Annotated in this window: 17 protein-coding genes and 2 tRNA genes; 4 read left to right on the forward strand and 15 right to left on the reverse strand. The window is 61.1% G+C overall.

Going from position 1 to position 21,421, the window contains the following annotated elements; translation table 11 throughout:
* Positions 1 to 7: 7 nt before the first annotated feature.
* Complete coding sequence (locus QMK17_RS09390) at positions 8 to 394, forward strand: hypothetical protein (protein ID WP_283508518.1); 387 nt, start codon at positions 8 to 10, stop codon at positions 392 to 394.
* Positions 395 to 413: 19 nt separating this feature from the next.
* Here QMK17_RS09390 and QMK17_RS09395 read toward each other — a convergent pair whose 3' ends face one another.
* The 15 genes from QMK17_RS09395 to dnaA form a co-directional block, all read right to left on the reverse strand.
* Complete coding sequence (locus QMK17_RS09395) at positions 414 to 1,994, reverse strand: alpha/beta hydrolase (RefSeq protein WP_283508520.1); 1,581 nt, start codon at positions 1,992 to 1,994, stop codon at positions 414 to 416.
* Positions 1,995 to 2,116: 122 nt separating this feature from the next.
* Positions 2,117 to 3,133, reverse strand: a complete 1,017-nt coding sequence (locus QMK17_RS09400; RefSeq protein WP_283508523.1) for a GGDEF domain-containing protein — start codon at positions 3,131 to 3,133, stop codon at positions 2,117 to 2,119.
* A 275-nt stretch (positions 3,134 to 3,408) separates the two neighbouring features.
* Positions 3,409 to 4,347, reverse strand: coding sequence for an acyl-ACP desaturase (locus QMK17_RS09405; RefSeq protein WP_442972733.1), 939 nt, complete (start codon positions 4,345 to 4,347; stop codon positions 3,409 to 3,411).
* Between the two features lie 393 nt (positions 4,348 to 4,740).
* A tRNA-Ala gene (locus QMK17_RS09410) sits at positions 4,741 to 4,813 on the reverse strand.
* 213 nt (positions 4,814 to 5,026) lie between these two features.
* Positions 5,027 to 5,100: transfer RNA gene (locus QMK17_RS09415), tRNA-Ile, on the reverse strand.
* 109 nt (positions 5,101 to 5,209) lie between these two features.
* A complete protein-coding gene (locus tag QMK17_RS09420; protein ID WP_283508525.1) occupies positions 5,210 to 6,598 on the reverse strand; it encodes a DUF3566 domain-containing protein in 1,389 nt (462 codons plus the stop codon).
* A complete protein-coding gene (gene gyrA / locus QMK17_RS09425) occupies positions 6,598 to 9,144 on the reverse strand; it encodes a DNA gyrase subunit A (protein WP_283508526.1) in 2,547 nt (848 codons plus the stop codon). The genes QMK17_RS09420 and gyrA overlap by 1 nt, the downstream gene beginning before the upstream one ends.
* Positions 9,145 to 9,186: 42 nt before the next feature.
* Positions 9,187 to 11,229 (reverse strand): DNA topoisomerase (ATP-hydrolyzing) subunit B, encoded by a 2,043-nt coding sequence (gene gyrB / locus QMK17_RS09430; RefSeq protein ID WP_283508527.1) that lies wholly within the window; start codon positions 11,227 to 11,229, stop codon positions 9,187 to 9,189.
* Between the two features lie 286 nt (positions 11,230 to 11,515).
* Positions 11,516 to 12,613, reverse strand: a complete 1,098-nt coding sequence (locus tag QMK17_RS09435) for a PDR/VanB family oxidoreductase (RefSeq protein ID WP_283508528.1) — start codon at positions 12,611 to 12,613, stop codon at positions 11,516 to 11,518.
* 35 nt (positions 12,614 to 12,648) lie between these two features.
* Entirely contained in the window at positions 12,649 to 13,497 is an 849-nt protein-coding gene (locus QMK17_RS09440) for a metal-dependent hydrolase (protein WP_283508529.1), read from the reverse strand.
* A gap of 223 nt (positions 13,498 to 13,720) precedes the next feature.
* Positions 13,721 to 14,281 (reverse strand): DUF721 family protein, encoded by a 561-nt coding sequence (locus QMK17_RS09445; RefSeq protein ID WP_283508530.1) that lies wholly within the window; start codon positions 14,279 to 14,281, stop codon positions 13,721 to 13,723.
* Positions 14,278 to 15,546 (reverse strand): DNA replication/repair protein RecF, encoded by a 1,269-nt coding sequence (gene recF / locus QMK17_RS09450; RefSeq protein WP_283508532.1) that lies wholly within the window; start codon positions 15,544 to 15,546, stop codon positions 14,278 to 14,280. Before recF ends, QMK17_RS09445 begins: the two co-directional genes overlap by 4 nt.
* 2 nt (positions 15,547 to 15,548) lie before the next feature.
* Positions 15,549 to 16,469 carry a phosphogluconate dehydrogenase (NAD(+)-dependent, decarboxylating) gene (gnd, locus tag QMK17_RS09455; RefSeq protein ID WP_283508534.1) on the reverse strand — a complete coding sequence of 307 codons (921 nt, stop codon included), beginning with the start codon at positions 16,467 to 16,469 and terminating at the stop codon, positions 15,549 to 15,551.
* Positions 16,470 to 16,550: 81 nt separating this feature from the next.
* Positions 16,551 to 17,735, reverse strand: a complete 1,185-nt coding sequence (dnaN, locus tag QMK17_RS09460) for a DNA polymerase III subunit beta (RefSeq protein WP_283508536.1) — start codon at positions 17,733 to 17,735, stop codon at positions 16,551 to 16,553.
* 596 nt (positions 17,736 to 18,331) lie between these two features.
* Positions 18,332 to 19,879, reverse strand: coding sequence for a chromosomal replication initiator protein DnaA (gene dnaA / locus QMK17_RS09465; RefSeq protein ID WP_283508869.1), 1,548 nt, complete (start codon positions 19,877 to 19,879; stop codon positions 18,332 to 18,334).
* A 658-nt stretch (positions 19,880 to 20,537) separates the two neighbouring features.
* Here dnaA and rpmH point away from each other — a divergent pair.
* Genes rpmH through yidD form a run of 3 tightly spaced genes read left to right on the forward strand, consistent with a single transcriptional unit; the run spans position 20,538 to position 21,420 of the window.
* The gene (rpmH, locus tag QMK17_RS09470; protein WP_283508537.1) at positions 20,538 to 20,681 is read left to right on the forward strand and encodes a 50S ribosomal protein L34; all 144 of its coding nucleotides are present in this window, start codon (positions 20,538 to 20,540) and stop codon (positions 20,679 to 20,681) included.
* Between the two features lie 32 nt (positions 20,682 to 20,713).
* The gene (rnpA, locus tag QMK17_RS09475; protein ID WP_283508540.1) at positions 20,714 to 21,100 is read left to right on the forward strand and encodes a ribonuclease P protein component; all 387 of its coding nucleotides are present in this window, start codon (positions 20,714 to 20,716) and stop codon (positions 21,098 to 21,100) included.
* Positions 21,097 to 21,420 (forward strand): membrane protein insertion efficiency factor YidD, encoded by a 324-nt coding sequence (gene yidD, locus QMK17_RS09480; RefSeq protein WP_283508542.1) that lies wholly within the window; start codon positions 21,097 to 21,099, stop codon positions 21,418 to 21,420. Before rnpA ends, yidD begins: the two co-directional genes overlap by 4 nt.
* Position 21,421: the final 1 nt, after the last annotated feature.

The following is a 21,421-nucleotide window of genomic DNA, read 5'->3' on the forward strand; positions in this document are numbered from 1 at the left end:
TGGAGCCATGACGAGCACATCGAAGTCTGCACCGTATCGCGATGTCGCCGCGAAGACCGGGACCACTCTGGTGCGGGCAGCGAAGGTTTTCGGAACCGGGTCTGCTGGTATCGGACTTCAACTCGCGACTCGCGGATACAGCCTCGCCAAGCACGAACTCGAGCGCCGAAAGGTTCGTCGAGCGTCCAAGGTCACAGCCCAGCCGCGAGTCTGCTCTCGCAACAAGAAGCTGATCGCACTGGGCGCGGTGGCAGGTGTCGCGGCGGGCGCTGCGCTCCTCGCGGCGAAGCGCAGGCACACCCCCGAGCCTCCAGCGGACGCCCCGCCAAGCCTCGAGGACTACGCCGATACCCCGATGAACGGGTCGGCAGCGCCTACACCGACGACGCAGTAGCCGCCGCACAGTCGTTCACTCAACCTGGGATCTCGGCCGAACGGCCCGCGACCACCAACGCAACGTTTTTCTGAGTCACTGTTCCGTCGGTCAAGTACTCACTGTGGCCGTGACTCGGTGCCAGGGCGGTGTCCGATCGGGTTGCCAACGGTACGACGCCTGCCTTCTCACTCGGATCCCCGCCGAAGATCCCGAGGTCAGCGATGACATCGCCTCTGCTCTCTCCCACGAACACATGCTCCGGTGGGACGGAGAGGGTGTCGATTCGATCCACTCCGAGACCTGGTGACCCCAGCGCCACCATCTCGTCGACGCCGGTGGAGTCCACACCCTTCGATGCCAGTGCGGCGGTGAGGGATCCATACGAATGGCCGAGCAGAGTCAGGTGCGGATCCTGCGAGCGTGAGGCATCGAGTCCATCGAGAAAGCTCGTCAGACGTGGTGAGCCGAGCGCGGCGGCCATCGGCGACATCACCGTCGTACGCGGATCCAACAGACTCCAGCCGAGATGGGGAGCCTGATAGTTCATCCACGTCACGCATGCGACGGTCTCACCGCTCGGAAGTGCATGCTCGACGGTATTCTCGAGACCGTCCATGTCCTGGTCGTACCGGCGCATGTCACCGGCGACGTCCGAATCCAACCCCGGCACGAATACTGCGACATGCGTTGCCGTGTGCACATCGCCGACCGCGATGGCAGCCAATGTCTGCTCCGCACTCGTGTTGTCCAACACCAACAATTGACGGTGTCCCGTGTCCAGGGTTTCAGCGATCTCGTCCAGGGCCTCCAGCCGCTTCTCGGTCTGCTCGAGCCCGGCGTCGGCGTTGCCGAACAGACCGCCGAAATGATTGTTGCCGAGTCGCACTCGGAGGTCTGCAGCGACTCCTAGCAGTCTCGTCCGTTCGAGCACCAACATTCGCCTGTTCGCGGAGTCGCGGATGTCTGCCGGAATGCCGTCGAGATTGCCGATCACACCTGGCTGCTCGACGAGCAGAGTCGTGCGCTGCGCCGAAGTCAACGCGTCCCAGTACGCGGCGTTCGCGGGCGCGGTGGCCAGGTCGAGGTCGGGCTGGGCAGCAGCCGAACCCGGTCCGGTCGGCGTTCGATCGATTGCAGCCGCAGCGTCGTCGTCGATCTCGGTTGCCCTGGCAAGCGCTGCCCGGACGCGTTCCTCGATCTCCCGCCTCATCCTTGTGCGGTCGCGGGCTGCGGTCCACGCATCACCGGATGCTGTGGCGTAGACACCGAGTGCGTCGACGATGTTCCCCGTCACTTCGACGACCATCGTGTTGGTCTCTGCCATGTCTTCACAGTCACGTACCACCGCGGACAGCGGATACATCGAAGTCGCAAGTCCGGCAACACATACACCGACCCGGCTGAGTTCGTTTGTCTGCCCGAGAAAGTCGTCGTGAATGGCCAAGATTGCTCGACGTGCGGCATCTGCCGCATCCCCGTACCACCGCAGCAGCCCCACAGCGTCGATCAGAGACTCGGTCTCCCGGCGGAGTGCGTCGGCGATTCCGATCAACCGACCGCCGAGCGCGGCGACTTCGGAGGCGTTCCAACTCTGAATCTCGCTCCACACAACCATCATTCGCCCCCACCAGCCGACTCGACCGTCGACCCGCTGGTCGACCTGTGAGTAGTACACACCAGTGAGGAGCGAGACCGCCGAAATCTATCCACAGCCTGTGGATGAATCCTGTGGAGCGTGAGTCAGCGTGCTATTCTCCACTCCGTTTCATCGGACCCGGGCTGCTGCGCGCGCTGAACCTGCTGATTTCGTGGACGACTTCGCTTGGCCCGGTATAGGTCTGCGTCGGCCGCTCGGTAGATTTCCACCCACCCACGCGCGGCAGGCATACACACCAGACCCACGCTCCACTCGGCGCGATGCGCACGGCGCAGGCGGTCGATGATCTGCCACGCCTCGGCTTCGAGGACTCCCGGCATGAAGAGAACGAACTCGTCACCTCCGAGTCGCCCCACGACGTCCCGACGACTCAGCTCGGCCTTCCATGCCTTCGACACACGGGCAAGCAGTACATCGCCGGCGATATGTCCGTACTCGTCGTTGATCTGCTTGAAATTGTCCAGATCCATCACTGCCATGCTGACCGAAAGACCGCGCGCTGCGCATATCGGCAGAATCTTCTCGACCTTCGATTCGAATCCGAACCTGTTGAGCAAACCGGTCAGCGCGTCATGCGTTGCCGAGTAACGCATCCGCCGCGCGAACGCACCGAACACTTCGGTAGCCCCCACCACACCGAGTGCGATGAGAACGTACGAGATGAACGAAGACCCGAACGGTCCGACGGCGGCGCCGAAAACAGCTGCGACTGCCAGCAGCGCAACCCAAATGCCCGCGGTGCGTTCGGACCAGAACGCACCGATGTGCATACCGAGGAACATCGTCGCCAATACACCGATCAAGAATCCCGGCAGGGTGTCGGTTGCAACGAATGCCAGTGCAACAGCAACGATCGACATCGCCGTGACCGTTCCGACAGTTCGTTTGGGACTCGGCCTCTTCGTTCGCAACAACAGGACGATGGACGCGATGCCGAGGGTAATCGAGCCGACAACGGCAAACCTGCCCAACGAGCTCGTTGTACTCCAGGCAGCACTGCTACCGGCCGCGTACAGCACAGTGGTACCGCCTGCGTACACCAGTAGCGTAAGCCCCGATTCGTCGAGCTTGGGCGTCTTGGCGAGCATCCAGTCGATCATGGGCGGGAGACCGAATACGGAGACCGCTGAGCCCCGCTCATCGCCACGCCAGGCGTGACTACCGAGGATGTGACTACCGGGGATGAGGGTGCAGCGGATGAGGGTGCAGCGGTCCGACCAAAACGATTCAGCACTACCGACCTCCCCCACGACATCGCGCTCGGCGCCTCTGGCCATGTCTGTCGTGCGGGACTTTAACACTTTCTACCGACATTCGACCTGGCACCGAGCAATGAAGCCACCAGGGTTGTGACGATTGCTGGCAACCGCAGTAGTCAGGAGGCGAGCGCGGCCTCCCGTGCAAGCAGCCGATCACGCGACTCTTCGAACTTCGACGCCTTCATCAACAGGTCCTCCGTGAACTCCGCCAGCCGATCACGATCCTTCTCACCTTCGCCGGAGAAGTCGTTGCGCTCGAAGATCTGCCATTTGCGCAAGACGGGCATCAACACCTCGTCCAGGTGCTGCCGCAGATCGTAGATTCCATACTTGGCCAACTGCATCGCGTTCTTCCTGAAATTGGGCATGTTCAGGCCGGGCATTGCAAAATCGGTGACCACGTCGGCAATGGCGCGCACCATCTGGTCCGGTGTGAGATCGAGTGCCGCAGCACCCAGATTTCGGTAGAAGATCATGTGCAGGTTTTCGTCCGCGGCAATGCGAGCCAGCATCTTGTCCGCCACTTCGTCGCCGCACGCGTGTCCGGTATTGCGATGCGAGACACGCGTGGCAAGTTCCTGAAGCGTCACGTACGCCACCGAGTGCAGGAAGTTCTTCCCGTCCATCGGGGCATCTACTCCCGTGGTCATATGCTGCATCCGTGCTCGCTCGAGCTCGACGGGGTCGACTGCCCGCGTCACCACGAGATAGTCGCGCATGACGATGCCATGGCGGTGCTCCTCGGCCGTCCATCGCCCGACCCAGGTTCCCCACGCACCGTCGAGCGAGAAGTTGTCGGCCAGTCCCCGGTGGTACGACGGAAGGTTGTCCTCGGTGAGCAGATTGGTGATCATCGCCGTACGAGCGAGATCGGACAACGATGACTGCGACTCGTGCCAGTCGTCGCCACCCATGGCAGCGAAGTTTCGTCCTTCGTCCCAGGGAATGTAATCGTGGGGATGCCACTCCCTGGCCATCGACAGATGTCGATCGAGGTTCTGGGTGAGTGTCTCGTCGAGCTCTGTCAGCAGTTCGGTGTGTTCGAGGTAACGCATAGTCATCTTTCCTTTGTTCAGGAGAGCATTCGATCGACACCCGGGTATGAATCCTCGAACGGCAAGGCGCACTGACCAGATCGGTGGCACGCGGAGGGCTCGCGGCGTGGGCGATCGCACCCCCCTGCGGTGCGACCGCTCCACGAGCACTTCCTGGAGATCGACTTCGCACCGAACGGTAGGCGCTGCACATCACCTGTGTCTCGGGCGCACAGATTCTCTGGACAGGTCCACACCGACTTCTACCTGGGTTGGAACCGATCACAACACCCGTTGGAAACCCATCTGCACGCTCGAGCTGGTCCGACCCCGTACAGCTGAGCCCGACGTAAGCCTGAATTTCCCCGCGAACGAAAAAAGACGCCCAGCTGATGCTGGACGTCTTTTCCACTGTGGAGCCTAGGAGATTCGAACTCCTGACATCTGCCTTGCAAAGGCAGCGCTCTACCAACTGAGCTAAGGCCCCGGGTCGTGGCTTTCAAAATATACTAACTTCGCAAGCGAACAATACCCTACACTCTTGCGACCAACGAACTTCTCACGAAGGTGAAAGCTTGTGCCAGACACCATCTCCGCTACGTGCAGTACGTATCTTCGACGCCGCCACAACACTTGCAGCCACCGCCGCGACAAAGAGAAGAATCTTCACAGAATCTTTCCCTCTCAGTATCGTTCGGTGTGGGCCTAGGAGGACTTGAACCTCCGACCTCTTCCTTATCAGGGAAGCGCTCTAACCGCCTGAGCTATAGGCCCGCGTACCTCGATTCGCGTGAAGATTTCTCTTCTCGAACCGAGGAGTGAGGTTACCGTATCGAACCGCTGTACTCCAAAACGTCTCGACACGGCCCCTCGTCCGCTGCGCTCAGTCTCGATCCGCCAGCGTCACTTCGACGCCGCCGACCAGGTCTGATGACAAGTTGTAGATGAACGATCCAATGGTCGTCAGAGCCGTGAACAAGACAACGTTGATGATGCCGATCACAGCTGCGTAACCGAAGACCTGACCGGCACTGACCAGACCGCCATCCCCTGATTCGTTGACGATCTCGGTGAACGCACTGTTCAGGCGATCCCAGACGCCCATGCCGTCCAGCACCGCGTACAGCAGGCCGATCGCAACCATCCATACGAAGAACAGCGAGACGGCGATAACGAGCGAGATCTTGAGCGTCGACCATGGATCGATCTTCCGCAGTTGGATCGTCGCACGCAGGACATCACCTCCCTCGCGGGGATCGACCGCAGCAGGCTGAGCAACCTGTCGAGTCTCGGCCGCCGGGCCGGAGTGGCGAACCTCCGACAGGTCCGGCATGTCCTTCGCGAGATCCTTGCGCTCGATGTGCCGTGTGGGTCCGTCGATCACCGCTGCCTTCGACTTCGCGGCCTCGCGGCGCTGAGTCTTCGCGTCCGGATCCTCGGCGTACCCCGCTTGGCGAACTGCGGCAACCGACGTTGCAGCCGCCGCGGACTCCACTGGACCGCCCTGCGGAAGAGAACCTCCACGAGCGGACAGATTGGTCTGCGGTTGGTTCTGGGTGTTGTTCGGTACTTGAATCTGGGGCCCGCGGGCATCGCCGCCCTGCTGCGGATTCCTCTGCCCACGCTGCCACGGGGGTGGTCCTGACGGCGCGCCCTGGTTCGGGTTGCCCTGGTTCGGGTTGCCCTGAACTGGGTGCGACTGGACCGGACTCGACTGCGTGGGTGCACCGGGCCGAGGAGGTTGTGCTCCGGCCGCACGGAGCGAATCCAGATGCTCGGATGCACCCGTCGAGGAATCGCTTTGCTGCTCGACCCGTGGAGCGGCTTGTGTCGGGGGCTGCTGCTCGGCCACCGGCCGTGGTGCCACCGGCGGCCGCTGGGTAGGAGGCTGAACACTTGGAGACTGGAGAGTCCGAGCATCCGCTGTAGAGCGACCCGCAGACGCTGGGGCCTCCTGCCGTTCTGCCGGAGCAGGCTGACCCGCCGACTGAGGAGCAGCTGGCCGCTCGGGCGACGGAGATGCAGCCGGAGCCGCGGGACGCTGAGCCGAGCCCGGACGACCGGGGACTTGTCCCGCGGCCTGAGGTCCACGCGCCTGCGGACGTGCATCCTGCGGACGTGCACCCTGCGGAGGTGGCGTTGCAGCAGCAGGTCGAGCTGCAGGCTCGCCGTCTGGCCTCGTCGCGGGCTGCGGCCGCGCGGGCTGGCGCGGCTGCTCGGCCTGCTCACTCGACGGAACGGGCCTGCTACCAGGCCTGTTGGGAGTGCTCACTACGACTCCTTCGGTGTTTCGTCTTCGGCAGGAACTGCGCCCGGCTCCGGGTCGTGCTCGTCGGCGTTACGGGCTATGGCGAGAAGTGTGTCGCCTTCCCCGAGATTCATCAACCGAACGCCCTTCGTCTGTCGACCGGCCTTCCGCACCTGCTTCGCTGCGGTACGGATTACGCCCCCACCCGAGGTGATTGCGTACAGCTCGTCGTCGTCGTCGACGATGAGAGCCCCTACCAGGGTGCCACGCTTCACGTCGTACTGGATTGTCAGCACGCCCTTTCCGCCACGGCCCTGCTGCGGGTAGTCCTCCATCGCAGTGCGCTTGGAATATCCACCGGACGTCGCGACCAGCAGATACTTGTTCTCGCGGACCACGTTGAGAGACAGCAGCTGATCCTCGCCGTTGAATCGCATGCCCTGCACGCCGGAGGTGGCCCGGCCCATGGGGCGGAGAACCTCGTCGGTAGCGGAGAAGCGGATCGACTGTCCCTGCGCGGAGACGAGAAGAAGATCGTCGTCGGAGGATGCGAGTACGGCGCCGACCAACTCGTCGTCACCACGCAGGTTGACGGCGACAATTCCGCCGCTGCGGTTGGAGTCGAAGTCGGTGAGCTTGGACTTCTTGACCAAGCCACCCTTGGTGGCGAGCACCAGGTAGGGAGCATCTTCGTAGGTCTGAATCTGGATGACCTGAGCGATTCGCTCGTCCGGCTGGAATGCGAGCAGGTTCGCTACGTGCTGGCCTCGAGCGGTTCGGTTCGCCTCGGGCAGCTCGTACGCCTTTGCGCGGTAGACGCGACCCTTCGTGGTGAAGAACAGGATCCAGTCGTGCGTGGAGCACACGAAGAACTTGCTGACGATGTCGTCCGTCTTGAGTCCCGCGCCCTGCACGCCCTTGCCGCCCCGCTTCTGCGAACGGTAGAGATCGGTCTTGGTGCGCTTGGCATATCCGGTTTCGGTGATCGTCACGACCACGTTTTCCCGCGCGATGAGGTCTTCGTCGTTGACGTCGCCGTCGCTCGCGATGATGCGGGTACGACGGTCGTCACCGAACTTCTCGATGATTTCGCCGAGTTCGTCGCGCACGATCTGACGCTGACGCTCCGGCCTGGCCAGAATGTCCTGCAGATCGGCAATCTCGATTTCGATCTCGGCCAACTCGTCGATGATCTTCTGACGCTCGAGGGCAGCGAGCCTGCGCAACTGCATCGCAAGGATGGCGTCTGCCTGGATGGTGTCGACGTCGAGAAGGTCGATCAATCCGGTGCGTGCGGCATCGACGTCGGGTGAACGACGAATGAGCGCGATGACTTCGTCGAGCGCATCGAGCGCCTTGACCAGACCACGCAGAATGTGGGCCCGTTCCTCGGCCTTGCGCAACCGGTAGCGGGTGCGTCGAACGATGACCTCGAGCTGGTGCGCCACGTAGTAGCGAATCATCTGGTCGAGACGAAGGGTCCGCGGAACGCCATCGACGATGGAGAGCATGTTCGCACCGAAGCTGGTTTGCAGCTGCGAGTGCTTGTACAGGTTGTTGAGCACCACCTTTGCGACAGCGTCGCGCTTGATGGTGACGACAATTCTCATACCGACGCGGTCCGAGGACTCGTCGTCGATCTTGGAAATTCCGGCCAGCTTGCCGTCACGAACCTGCTCGTGAATCGACTGAATCATGTTGTCCGGGTTGACCTGGAAGGGCAATTCGGTGATCACGATGGTCGTACGGCCCATCGTGTCTTCTTCGATCTCGACGACGCCGCGCATACGGATGGATCCACGGCCCGTCGAATAGGCGTCCAGGATTCCCTGGCCGCCGACGATGAGTCCGTGGGTCGGAAAGTCCGGGCCTTTGACGCGTTCCATACAGGCGGCGAGCGTTGCTTCCTCGTCCGCCTCGTGATTGTCGAGTGCCCAGAAGACGGCCTCCCCGAGCTCGCGAAGATTGTGCGGCGGGATGTTGGTCGCCATGCCGACGGCGATGCCGTTGGAACCGTTCATCAACAGGTTCGGCACACGAGCCGGAAGTACCGTCGGCTCTCGAGTCTTGCCGTCGTAGTTGGGGATGAAATCGACGGTGTCCTCGTCGATGTCGCGCAGCATTTCCATCGCGAGCGGCGTGAGGCGTGCCTCGGTGTAACGCATCGCGGCCGCGCCGTCGTTACCCCTCGAGCCGAAGTTGCCCTGGCCGTCGACGAGTGGATAACGCATCGACCACGGCTGAGCCAGTCGCACCAGCGCGTCGTAGATCGACGTGTCACCGTGCGGATGGTAGTTACCCATCGTTTCGGCAACGGGGCGGGCAGATTTCACGTAGCTGCGGTCCGGGCGGAAGCCCGAGTCGTACATCGCGTACAGCACGCGGCGGTGCACCGGCTTGAGGCCGTCACGCACCTCGGGAAGGGCACGCCCGACGATGACGCTCATGGCGTAATCGATGTAGCTGCGCTGCATTTCCTGCTGGATGTCGACCGGATCGATCCGGTCTCCACCTTCTGCGTTGGTCGTCTGTCCGGGAGGCCCGACAGGAGGCTCGGTTATATCCGACATCTAAACTCCTTCAAAGTCTTTGTGGCGAAGCAGGTTTCAGGCCTAGACGTCCAAGAAACGAACATCCTTGGCGTTGCGCGCGATGAAACTGCGTCGGGCACTGACGTCTTCACCCATGAGCACACTGAACAGTTCGTCTGCTGCGGCGGCATCGTCGAGCGTGACGAGTCGAAGCACTCGAACGGAGGGGTCCATCGTGGTCTCCCACAGTTCCTTGGCGTTCATCTCGCCGAGGCCTTTGTAGCGCTGGACTCCGTCTTCGACGTTGATCTTCCTCTTGTTCGCAATACCCGCCTCGAGCAAACCGTCGCGCTCGCGGTCGGAGTAGGCGAAATCAGGCTCGCCGCGGCTCCACTTGAGCTTGTACAGAGGTGGCATTGCGAGATACACGTGGCCGTTCTCGATGAGTGGACGCATGAAACGGAACAGCAGCGTCATGAGCAGCGTCGAGATGTGCTGGCCGTCGACATCGGCGTCGGCCATCAGGACGATCTTGTGATAGCGCAGTTTGGCGAGATCGAACTCGTCGTGGATGCCGGTGCCGAACGCGGTGATGATCGACTGGACTTCGTTGTTCTTGAGGACGCGGTCGATGCGTGCCTTCTCGACGTTGATGATCTTTCCGCGCAGCGGCAGGATCGCCTGGAACATCGAGTCACGACCGGACTTTGCCGAACCACCGGCGGAGTCGCCCTCCACGATGTAGATCTCGGACTTGCTCGGGTCGTTGGACCGGCAGTCCGCGAGCTTGCCCGGCAGACCGCCGATGTCGTTGGCACTCTTCTTGCGCACCAGCTCGCGAGCTTTACGTGCAGCCATGCGTGCCTGCGCCGACGAAACGGCCTTGTTGATGATCGTTTTCGCGTCGGCCGGGTTGGACTCGAACCAGTGCGCGAGGTGCTCGTTGCACGCCTTCTGCACGAACGAGCGGACTTCGGTGTTGCCGAGTTTCGTCTTCGTCTGCCCCTCGAACTGTGGCTCACCGACACGAACGGAGATCACAGCGGCGAGACCTTCACGGATGTCGTCGCCGGTGAGCTTGTCGTCTTTCTCCTTGACGAGCTTTTTCTCCTTCGCGTACTTGTTCACCGTCGCGGTGAGAGCAGTACGGAAACCTTCTTCGTGGGTGCCACCCTCGTGGGTGTTGATCGTGTTGGCGAACGTGTGCACGGACTCCGAGTAGCCGGCATTCCACTGCATCGCGACCTCGACCTCGTGGCCCTCACCCTTGGCGGTGAAGCCGACGACCGAGTTGTGGATGGGTGTCTTCTTCGCGTTGATGTGCTTGACGAAGTCGATCAGGCCGTCGGGGTAGTGGTACGAGCGCTTACGCGCCTTCGCAGGCTTGGCGGCGACAGCCTCCGCTTCTTGTTCTTCGGCGGACTTCGGCGCCAGCGCGGTCTCGCCGAGCTCTTCCTCGGTAACCTCGGCGACGGCAGTTCGCTCGTCCGTGAAGTTGATGGTCAGTCCCTTGTTGAGGAATGCCATCTCCTGCAGGCGGCGGTGCACTGTCTCGAAGCTGAAATCGAGGGTTTCGAAGATCTTGCCGTCCGGCCAGAACCGCACCGTTGTGCCTTGCTTGTCCGTCTTGTCGACGATATCCAGCGGGCCGGGCTTCGCGTAGTTGTACGTCTGCTTGTACAGGTTGCCGTCACGAGGGGCGATGGTCAGCTCGACTTTGGTCGAGAGTGCGTTGACCACCGAAATACCGACACCGTGCAGGCCACCGGACACCGCGTACGAGTCGGAGTCGAACTTGCCGCCTGCGTGCAGCTGGGTCATGACGACCTCGACCGTGGGAACGCCGGAGGAGTGGGTTCCGACTGGAATTCCTCGACCATCGTCGACGACCTCGACGCTGCCGTCCTCATGAATCGTCACATCCACGGTGGTGGCGTATCCCGCCATGGCCTCGTCGACCGAGTTGTCGACGACTTCCCAGATCAGATGGTGCAGACCGCGCTCTCCGGTGGATCCGATGTACATACCGGGCCTCTTGCGGACTGCTTCCAGTCCCTCGAGCACGGTAATCGACGAAGCGCTGTAATCTTTGTTCTCGGTCTTGCCTGACTTTTCGGCAGCCACGGTTCGGTTGTTCTCCTTTACGCGTCGGAAGACCATCGCACCGAAGTGCCGCCCCATGCACCGGAAGGTGCCAGGGCAAGGAGCCGCCTCCCCATGCCGAAGGCCCGGGTGAGTCCTCGCATGAAAAGGAGCCGATTCCGTCAGGCTTCTCTGTTACCAGTCCATCCTACTGGTACCCAGTGACGGCATGGGGACGATGACACCCCGAAATGCCCCCTGAATGCCTCACAGACGGATTTTTTGCGTCACCGGGGGCAAAGATGGACGGATGATCAGGCTTCGGCGGTCACAGGTCCAGCACGATACGACCGCCATCTGCGCGTGAGACGCAGATCAACATTTCGTCGTGCTGTTCTTCCGGCGTCAATCGGTTTTCCCGGTGATCGGGTGTTCCGACGAGGACACGCGTGCGGCAAGTGCCACAGAATCCCTGCTGACAGGAGTAGGCAACGTTGGGTTTGACCTCTCGAATTGCCTGCAGCGCAGACTTGTCCGCAGGCACGGTGACGATCGTTCCCGAATCGACGAGCTGGACTTCGAATTCCACACCGTCTCGCACCGCGGGCGGCGAGAAGCGTTCGAAATACAGATGTGTCGCGGGCACGTCGTCGAAGGCCAGACGCACCGCATCGATCATCGGGGGCGGACCACAGCAGTACACCGCACCGCCTACGGCAGCAGCGAGAAGTTGCGCAGCGGTCGGTATTCCGTCCACGTCATTGGTGCGGACTACCACTCGATCGCTGTTCCACGACTCGATCTCCTCGAGAAACGGCAACGAATCCCGCGTCCGGCCGCAGTACACCAGATGCCAGTCCATCCCCAGAAGTCGCGCCGATCGCACCATCGGCAGGATCGCGGTGATACCGATCCCGCCGGCGATGAAGACCGCGGCCCCACCGCGCACGAACGGGAACCCGTTGCGTGGCCCTCGCACCGTCAGCCCTGCCCCTAGCTCCAGCGAATGCATCTCGGCCGAGCCCCCACCGCCGTCCGGAACATGGCGCACCGCAACGGTATACGAGCGGCGGTCGGCTGGATCGCCGCACAGCGAATACTGACGCTTGCGTCCGGACGGCAGCTGGAAGTCCATATGCATCCCAGGAGACCACGACGGTAGATCGACGGCTTCGGCAGCGACGAACGTCAACCGAACCACCATCTGATCGCGGCAGAGAACCTCACGGCGCTCGAGTGTCAGTGCCAATTCGCGCGCGAGGGGCGGCGACGCGAAGTCACTGCTGTACTCGCCGTTGTCGAGCAGAGCAAACCATTTGTCCAGCGCATCGGTGACGATGGAGACCGTCTGGTCAGGCACCCCTCGGCCGTACAGGTCGGGTGGAACAGAACGTCCCACTCGATAGCCTTCGACCGTCTTGGTCATTTTGGAGAGAGTCCGGCGTAGGCCCATCGAACGTGTCACTGAGCCGCTGCACGTGCAGCAGGCGAATGTGCGAGGTACTGCACTGCCTGGTCGGTCGACCCCTCCTGTGAGGGGTGGTAGTCGCTGCGGAGGTATCGGAGCGAGGCCTTCCACAACATCGCTGCCGAGGGAAACAGTCCACGCCGGGTAACTCGTCGAAAGTCACCAATGGTGGGACGTCGCTTCTTCGACGGCAACGCCGCCAACGTCGGATCCTGATCCATCAAGTACCGAACACCTCTGGTCCAGAACCAGACCAATGTTGGTGCGATCACGATGTAGGTCCGTAAACGCCGGATCGGCCGAACGTCGAAATACTGCATCACCTCGAACGCAACGGACCTGTGTTCGACTTCCTCGGCACCGTGCCAGCGCAGTAAATCGAGCATCGTCGGGTCGACCTTCACGGCGTCGAGTTCGCGGGCGTTGAGCACCCAGTCTCCGAGGAACGCCGTCAGATGTTCGACGGCGGCGATGAGCGCTACACGCTCGACGAGACTGTTTCTTCCATGGCTGGAGCGATTGCCGAGTGCGCGGCCGAACAAAAACTGCATTTGTTCGACATAAGGAGCCACGTCGATGCCGTGGGCGGTCAGGGAATCGAGAACCTGCGTGTGCGCGGTGGCATGCATTGCCTCCTGACCGATGAAACCGATGACGTCCTCACGAAGCTGATCGTCGTGAATGAGAGGCAATGCCTCCTTGAACGTTCGGACGAACCACTCTTCACCTTCAGGCAGAAGTAGGTGCATCACGTTGAAGAGGTGAGTGGCCAGTGCGTCGTCGTCCACATAATGCAGCGGGAGCGAGCTCCAGTCGAACGCAACATTGCGCGCGTGCAACACAACTCGATCCTCAGGCTTGTCCTCAGGCTTACGGGAAACTCTCACAGGTCCCGGTTGCTCAACAGAAAACACGAGTTCCCTTCGTCGGTGTGACACTTCCTCATGCCATGTTCGAACCCGACACTCGCCACAGCAAAGTAAAACGCTACGGGCACCCGAGTACCAATGCAACCAAGATCACTCTTGGGGTTTCATAAGTAAGTATTAAGAGGGAACAAGACTTTTACCCATAGGTGTCGCGGGGACCGCGCCCTTTTACGTGGCGATCCCCCTTGCGCCAACTCATCGTCGTCGGTCCGTGGATCTTCAGCGATTTCACGACGCCGTGCCCGACGGCCGCGGCGATCTTGGCCAGAATCTGCGGCTGCATCAGCCGAAGCTGGGTTGCCCACGCCGTCGACTCTGCGGTGATGCTGAGAATGCCGTCGTCGAGTTTTGTCGGGGTCGCATGCGAGGCGATGTCCTCACCCACCACCGCAGGCCACCTACCGAGCACCGTGCCCTCCGACACCTTGTCGGACCACCCTCGTTTCTTCGCGATGGATCCAGTGAGCGAGCCGAGCGTCTGCGGATCACGATCGTCGGGTCCGGGGCCAGACCATCCACGCTTGCGTCGCCCGCGCAATGCTCGAACACCACCGGTCGGCGACGACCGGCCCTGTCCGACAGACTTTCCACTGGCTTTCGCGGCCGCACGCGCATCCTCGAGGGCTCGCCGTGCAAGATCGATACCTTTGAGTTCCGGTTCCGGTCCAGACGTTCCCTCAGCTTCATCCTCGTTCATCGATCCACCTCGTCCTCGACCAGAGCATCGATGACCTTGCCGGTATCGGAGACAGTCGAGGTTCGTACCGAATCGCCTTGCTTGGAATCACCTTGCTTGGAATGACTTTCGAAAGCTTCGATATCGAAGCGATGTGCATCGAGCTCCGGCGGGACGTCCTCGCCGACGGCTGCGGTGATCAATACCTGCTCGGCCTCGGCTGCAACCTTGGCAAGAGCACTACGACGCTTACGGTCGAGTTCGGCGAAAACGTCGTCGAGCATCAACACCGGATCGGTTCCTTCCGCACGGAGCAAAGCAAAAGACGCTAATCGTAGCGAGAGCGCGAACGACCACGATTCTCCATGGCTTGCAAAGCCTTTGGCTGGTTGTTCACCCAGCACGAGTTCCAGATCGTCCCGATGAGGACCGACAAGGCAGACGCCTCGCTCGATCTCGCGCTGCCGGACCTGGGTGAGCTGATGTAGAAAGGCAGCTTCGAGAACCTCGACATCATCGGGTTCGGGAGTTCGATCGGGTTCGGCGAACTCCGGCGGCAGCGCATCGGCGAGGCTGCAGCGATACACCGTTGTAGCCGAACGTGATTCCGGCGCGATCGACGCATAGGATTCAGTGACATACGGCGTCAGTTCGTGAACCAGCCCGATCCGTGCCGCCAATAACTCGGCGCCGTGCGCGGCCAGATGACCGTCCCACACGTCGAGCGTCGCCAACGCGCTCGCGCCGTCGCTCGAGCGTGACCCCCGCCGAAGGGCACCCCCGGCAGTCTTCAGCAGCGCCGAACGTTGTCTCAGCACTTTCTCGTAATCCGCACGCACACCGGCCATTCGGGGCCGACGAGTCGTGAGGAGCTCGTCGAGATACCGTCGCCGCTCACCTGGGTCGCCTCGTACGAGTGACAAATCCTCCGGCGCGAACAAAACACCGTGCAGTACACCGAGAATCTCACGCGGCCGCCGAACCGGCGACCTGTTCATCCTCGCCTTGTTCGCCCTGCCCGAAACTATCTCGACGTCGATTTCGAGTTCCCGACCACGATTGACCACCGATGCACCGACGAAGGCTCGCTCGGCCCCCACCCTGATCAGAGGAGCGTCATTGGATACTCGATGGGAAGACAGAGTCGAAAGATATCCGAGCGATTCGATCAAATTCGTCTTGCCGTGCCCGTTCGGGCCAACGAACACCATCGAACCCGGCCCGAGATCGATGGTGACGTCGTCCCACGAACGAAAGTCACGCAGGGTGAAAGACCGAACGAACAAAACTAATTCTTGGGATCGGGTGCGCGAAGTGTCTCTTCGGTCGTTGCGCGCTTCACCGCGTGGCCACCGAACTGATTACGCAACGCCGAGACTGCCTTCATTGCCGGTGAGTCGTCCTGACGTGAGGCGAAGCGAGCGAAGAGCGCAGCCGAGATGACAGGTGCCGGAACCGCATGCCTGATCGCCTCTTCCACCGTCCACCGTCCCTCACCGGAATCCTCTGTGTAACCGGAAATCTCGGCAAAATCGGGATCCTGAGCGAGTGCCTGCACCAGGAGATCGAGCAGCCATGACCGCACAACGGTGCCCTTGCTCCATGCCCGCAGCACACCGTGGGTGTCCTGAACCAGCTCTTCGGCCTCGAGGAGTTCGTACCCCTCGGCGTAGGCCTGCATCAATCCGTACTCGATACCGTTGTGAACCATCTTCGAGTAATGGCCGGCTCCCACGGGGCCTGCGTGGACGAAACCGTCGGCACGCTCGCCCTCAGGGCGGAGAGCATCGAAAATCGGCAATGCACGCTCGACGTCCGCGTCCGAGCCACCGACCATCAGGCCGTAGCCGTTCTCGAGGCCCCAGACACCGCCCGAAACTCCCGCGTCGATGTAGCCGATGCCCTTTTCTGCCAACAATGCCGCGTTGGGGCCGTCGTCGGTGAACCTGGAGTTACCACCATCGATCACCAGGTCGCCCTCCTCGAGGGCATCGGCAAGTCCCGAGATGGTCGACCGGGTGATGTCGCCCGATGGAACCATGACCCACACGACCCGAGGGGCTGGAAGCGCATCGGCCAACCCCTGCAGTGAAGGTGTGTCGGTCACCTCCGGCCGCGGGTCGTAGCCGATGACCTCGTGACCGTGAGCGCGCAGACGCTCACGCATGTTGAAGCCCATTTTTCCGAGTCCGACCAGTCCCAGCTGCATGCGGAGCGTCCTTCTCTAGTTACGTCGGTGATGGTACAAGCGCAGCCCTCTCGAGGAGCGCTCACACTCCTGTTTACCGGATCAGCCTGGGAGACGAACCGGCATCAACAGATACGTGTACGCGCTCTGAGGTGCCGGAAACTTGCCCGAAGAATCTGGTACCAGTTCATCATCGGTGGTCGGGCGCAGAACCGCAGGCCTACTCGGTGTCGTGAATCCGAACGTCACCTTTTCGCTGTGCAGCGAATTCAACCCGTCGATGAGGTAACCCGGGTTGAAAGCGATGGTCAGAGCCTCACCCTGGAAATCTGCGAGAAGACCTTCCTCGGCACGACCCGCATCGTCACCACCTGCGGACAACAAAACGCCCTCGGCGGAGAACTCGAGGCGAACCTGTGCGCCGCGCTCGGCGACCAGGGCAACGCGTTTGATCGCCTCGACCAGCGGAGCGATCTCGACGACGGCCACCGCGGTGTGCTCGGGCGGGAGGAGCTGACGGAACTTGGGGAAATCTGCGTCGAGGAGCCGAGTCGTAGTACGGCGACCTTCGCTGATGATACCGAGCAGACCGTCCGCACCGACCGAAGAACCCGAACCGAGAGCCAGATCGACGGGCTTACTTGCATTGCTGCTCAACGTCTTTGCCGATTCCGACAAAGTTCTGGCGGGTATGAGAACCTCGGTCTTGATCTCACCGTTGGCAGGAGTCCACTCGAGTTCGCGAACTGCGAGCCGGAACCGATCGGTTGCCGCGAGGACGACTGTGGTGCCGTGGATCTCGACGCGAATACCTGTCAGCATCGGCAGAGTGTCGTCCCTGCCTGCAGCAACGGCTACCTGGGCGATGGCCTCCGAGAAGACATCGACCGGTATCGAACCGGTTTGCGTCGGCAGTTCCGGAAGCTGCGGGTAGTCCTCGACGGGCATCGTTGGAAGCGAGAACTTCGCGCTACCGCACGTGATCAGCACCCTGGTGCCGTCGACGCCCACGTCGACGGGCTTGTTCGGCAGTGACTTGGTGATATCGGCCAAGAGTTTTCCCGACACGAGGACCCGACCAGCTGTGGCGACCTCCGCGGACACCCGTACCTGTGCCGAAACCTCGTAGTCGAAACCCGAAACGGTCAGACCCTGCTCGTCGGCGGCCAGGAGAACCCCACCGAGAACAGGAACCGGTGGCCTCGAGGGCAAACTTCGGGCAACCCACGCAACGGAATCGGAAAAATCTTCGCGAGCAACGCGAAACTTCAGACTTCCAAGCTCCATCGCTCGGTTTTTCCTCTCGTTCGGCAGCGGTTCTTCTCGAAGGGTGGTCTTCGGTGAGCGCGGTGTGCGCTCGATAACCGGTGCATCGATGAGTCTGACACAACGGCGGTGATGCACACCGTATGCCCTTCGCGAGCAACTTGAAAGCCGAACTGTCCGGCTGGGGGCCGGCGGGTGTACCTCGAAAGTGGGGTGTGAATAGATCCTTCCCCAACACCTGTTTTCAAAGAGATTCTCTTCAAGGGAAATTCTTAGTATTAATAGGTCCTGTGGAATCTGTGCGTGAAGCACTCGAAAGCCAGGTCGCCAAGCGTGGTGTCTTGGGGATGAACTCGGGACGAATCACAGGTTGCTCGAGGGGCAATTGTGGACGAATCACATCTATCAACAGCCCTTCACACTTCATCCCCAGATGTGGCGGTCTATCCACATGGTTATCCACAGGTGTGAATCATTGGAAATCTGCTCCAAAAATTGTTCTCGATCGAGATCTACGTTGGTACCGATGGCATGAAAAAGCGACGAGGACCGGCCCATGTCGTGGATCGGTCCTCGTCGCTTCGGTCCTCGTCGCTCGAGGGGTGTAGCTCTTTGCTCTATCGCTTGGAACGCTGCTTGATGCGTGCCGTGAGTTCCTGAACCTGGTCGTACACCTTCCGACGTTCAGTCATCTCTTTGCGAATCTTCTTGTCGGCGTACATCACGGTTGTGTGGTCACGGCCGAACGTCTGACCGATCTTCGGCAACGACAGATCCGTCAGTTCCCGGCACAGATACATGGCGATCTGACGTGCCATGGCCAGTGCACGCGCCTTCCCTGGGCCGCAGAGGTCGTCGATCGAGGTGTTGAAGTACTCGGCGGTGACGGCCATGATCGTCGCGGCGTTGATCTCGAGGCTCGTCGAATCGGGTATGAGATCGCGCAGAACGACCTCGGCGAGCGTCAGATCGAGTGCTTGTCCGTTCAGAGAAGCGAACGCCGTCACACGAATAAGTGCGCCTTCGAGCTCACGGATGTTGCGCTCGATCCGGCTTGCGATCAACTCGAGAACGTCGTGCGGCACATCGAGTCGATCCATCCGTGCCTTCTTGCTGAGAATCGCAATGCGTGTCTCGAGCTCGGGTGGCTGAACGTCGGTTATCAGACCCCATTCGAAGCGAGTACGTAGCCGCTCCTCGAGGGTGGCCAGCTGCTTCGGCGGCCGATCGGACGAAACGACGATCTGCTTGTTCGCGTTGTGCAGTGTGTTGAAGGTGTGGAAGAACTCTTCCTGGATACCTTCCTTGCCTTCGATGAATTGGATGTCGTCGACCAGAAGAACGTCTGTCTCACGGTAGCGGCGCTTGAACGCCACTTTCCTGTCGTCCCGCAGGCTGTTGATGAAGTCGTTCGTGAACTCTTCGGTTGAGACGTACTTCACGCGCATGCCTGGAAAGAGGCGTTGCGCGTAGTGACCTGCCGCGTGCAGAAGGTGCGTCTTGCCGAGGCCGGATGCTCCCCAGATGAACAGGGGGTTGTATGCACGGGCCGGGGCTTCCGCGATAGCGACGGCTGCTGCATGGGCGAAACGGTTCGATGCGCCGATGACGAAGGTGTCGAATGTGTATTTGGAGTTCAGGCTGCCGGCACCAGGCGTCGGTGAAGAAGCTTCTGGAGGTTTTGTGAAGTAGGTGGGCCACGAGTTCTGCACGCTTGCCAGCGCTTCGCGCTCTTCATCGACCTCTTCGTAGTCGGCGGTCTCCGAATCCGAGGGTTCTTCGTCGCTACTGAGGAACCGCCGACGGTAAGTGGGTGAGCTCGGAGTCTCGGGATAACCTGCTCTTTCGGGATGACCTGGGCGCTCGAGCTCTCCCTTGTCTTCCTCGGGCGCGGAGATCCGAACTCCGAGACCTTCGACGCCCTGGCCGAGATGCCGACCGAGGGCATGGAGGATCGGCTCTCGGAGATCCCGCTCGATAGCTTCCTGAGCGAAAGACGACGGGACAGCGAGGAGAGCGAAGCCCTGCGTGAGGGTCAGCGGTTCGACCAGCGCCAACCAGGCTTTTTGCCCCTTTGTCAGGGGCTGTCCGCTGTGCCGGTCGGACGTCAACTCCGTGACAACCTCTGGCCAGACACGCGCCAGCGCACCCGGATCGTCGTGCACGGTGCCTCCCATTCGAACCAACTCGACCAGCAGAAATATGTAAGCGGGCAAACGCACGCGGACACACGTAAAAAATGTGCACAGGTCTGCACAACAAATGTTGTAAAAGCGCCCGCGACGCCTGCACGCCCGACTATCGTCGCCAACCACGAGGGTATCGGGGGATTTGCATCGAGCCGAGCGTCCGCGCTCGGTATGAATATGCCACCTGATCCGTGTTTCCACACAATTATCCACAGGTGTGGATGAACGACATCGGTGTGACCCATGGACAGCCCAAAACGACGTATTTGGTGACGAATCGCCGCTTGACCTGCCGTGTTGTGGGATCCAGAATTCTCGAGTTACGGCGTGCGGCTGTGGATGAATGAGATTGCACGCGTGAATGCAGTTATTCACAGGCGTCTGTCCCCAGGCCTGTGCATGAATTACAACGATGTAGTCTCCGCGTCGGAGTGGGACGAGTTTGACCACCGGGTACTCGATCAGTACTCTCGAACAGTCACCCAAAGGCGAGGTGGCCGATGCTTGCTGGCTGCTTACAGTCTGTCTTCACTCGGATTTCTCGCTTGGGGATGCACTCGAGTTCGACCGAACCCGAGTTTCTACCGCAAGCAGACGCCACAAGGGCGTCGATGATTTTCGAGGAGTGTTGACCGTGGCCAAGGGCAAGCGGACGTTCCAGCCGAACAACCGACGCCGCGCACGCGTTCACGGCTTCCGTCTCCGTATGCGTACGCGTGCAGGTCGTTCGATCGTTTCTGCACGTCGCGGCAAGGGCCGCAAGGAACTCACCGCCTAAATCATTGTTCGTCTGAATTTACGGAGCTCGGGGTGTTACCTGAGCCGCACAGATTGCATCGCAGCGCGGATTTTTCCCGCACGGTGCGTCGAGGCCGCCGAATGGGTAGACAAGACTTGGTTGTTCACGCCTTCACGCGTGATGACCTGAGTTGTGTCTTCAGCATTGGCGAATCCAGATTCGGACTGATTGTGAGCAAGGCTGTCGGGCCGGCGGTAACTCGTCATCGAGTTGCGCGCCGGCTTCGGCATATCTGTAGCGAGCTTCTCCCGGATGTTCCCGAGACCGCGGATATTGTCATCAGAGCACTCCCCGGTGCTGCTGCACTCTCCTCGAGAGATCTGCACCGCCAAGTCCGTTCCGGTCTGAAGAAGCTCGGCTTCATCGATACCGCGCCGTCGAAAGACGCACTTTCATGAAGCGGCTTCGTTTTCTCCGTTCGCTCCCCGCGACGGCGATCATTTTCTGTATCGAGCTGTATCGCAGCTATGTGTCTCCGCTCAGACTGCCCACCTGCCGTTTCTCACCCACGTGCAGTGAATACGCGGTCGAGTCGTTGAAGACACACGGTGCGATCAAAGGGTCTCTGCTGGCTGTGGTCCGCTTAGCCAAGTGCGCACCCTGGCACTCTGGAGGGTGGGATCCGGTGCCCGAGCCTGGTTCATGGCGCGCCGCCAAGCAGAATTCGACCGAAGACATCCACGATTTCGTGAACGTGGACGAACAGAGGAGTACATAGA

This window comes from Rhodococcus sp. G-MC3, assembly GCF_030063335.1.
GTDB lineage: Bacteria > Actinomycetota > Actinomycetes > Mycobacteriales > Mycobacteriaceae > Rhodococcoides.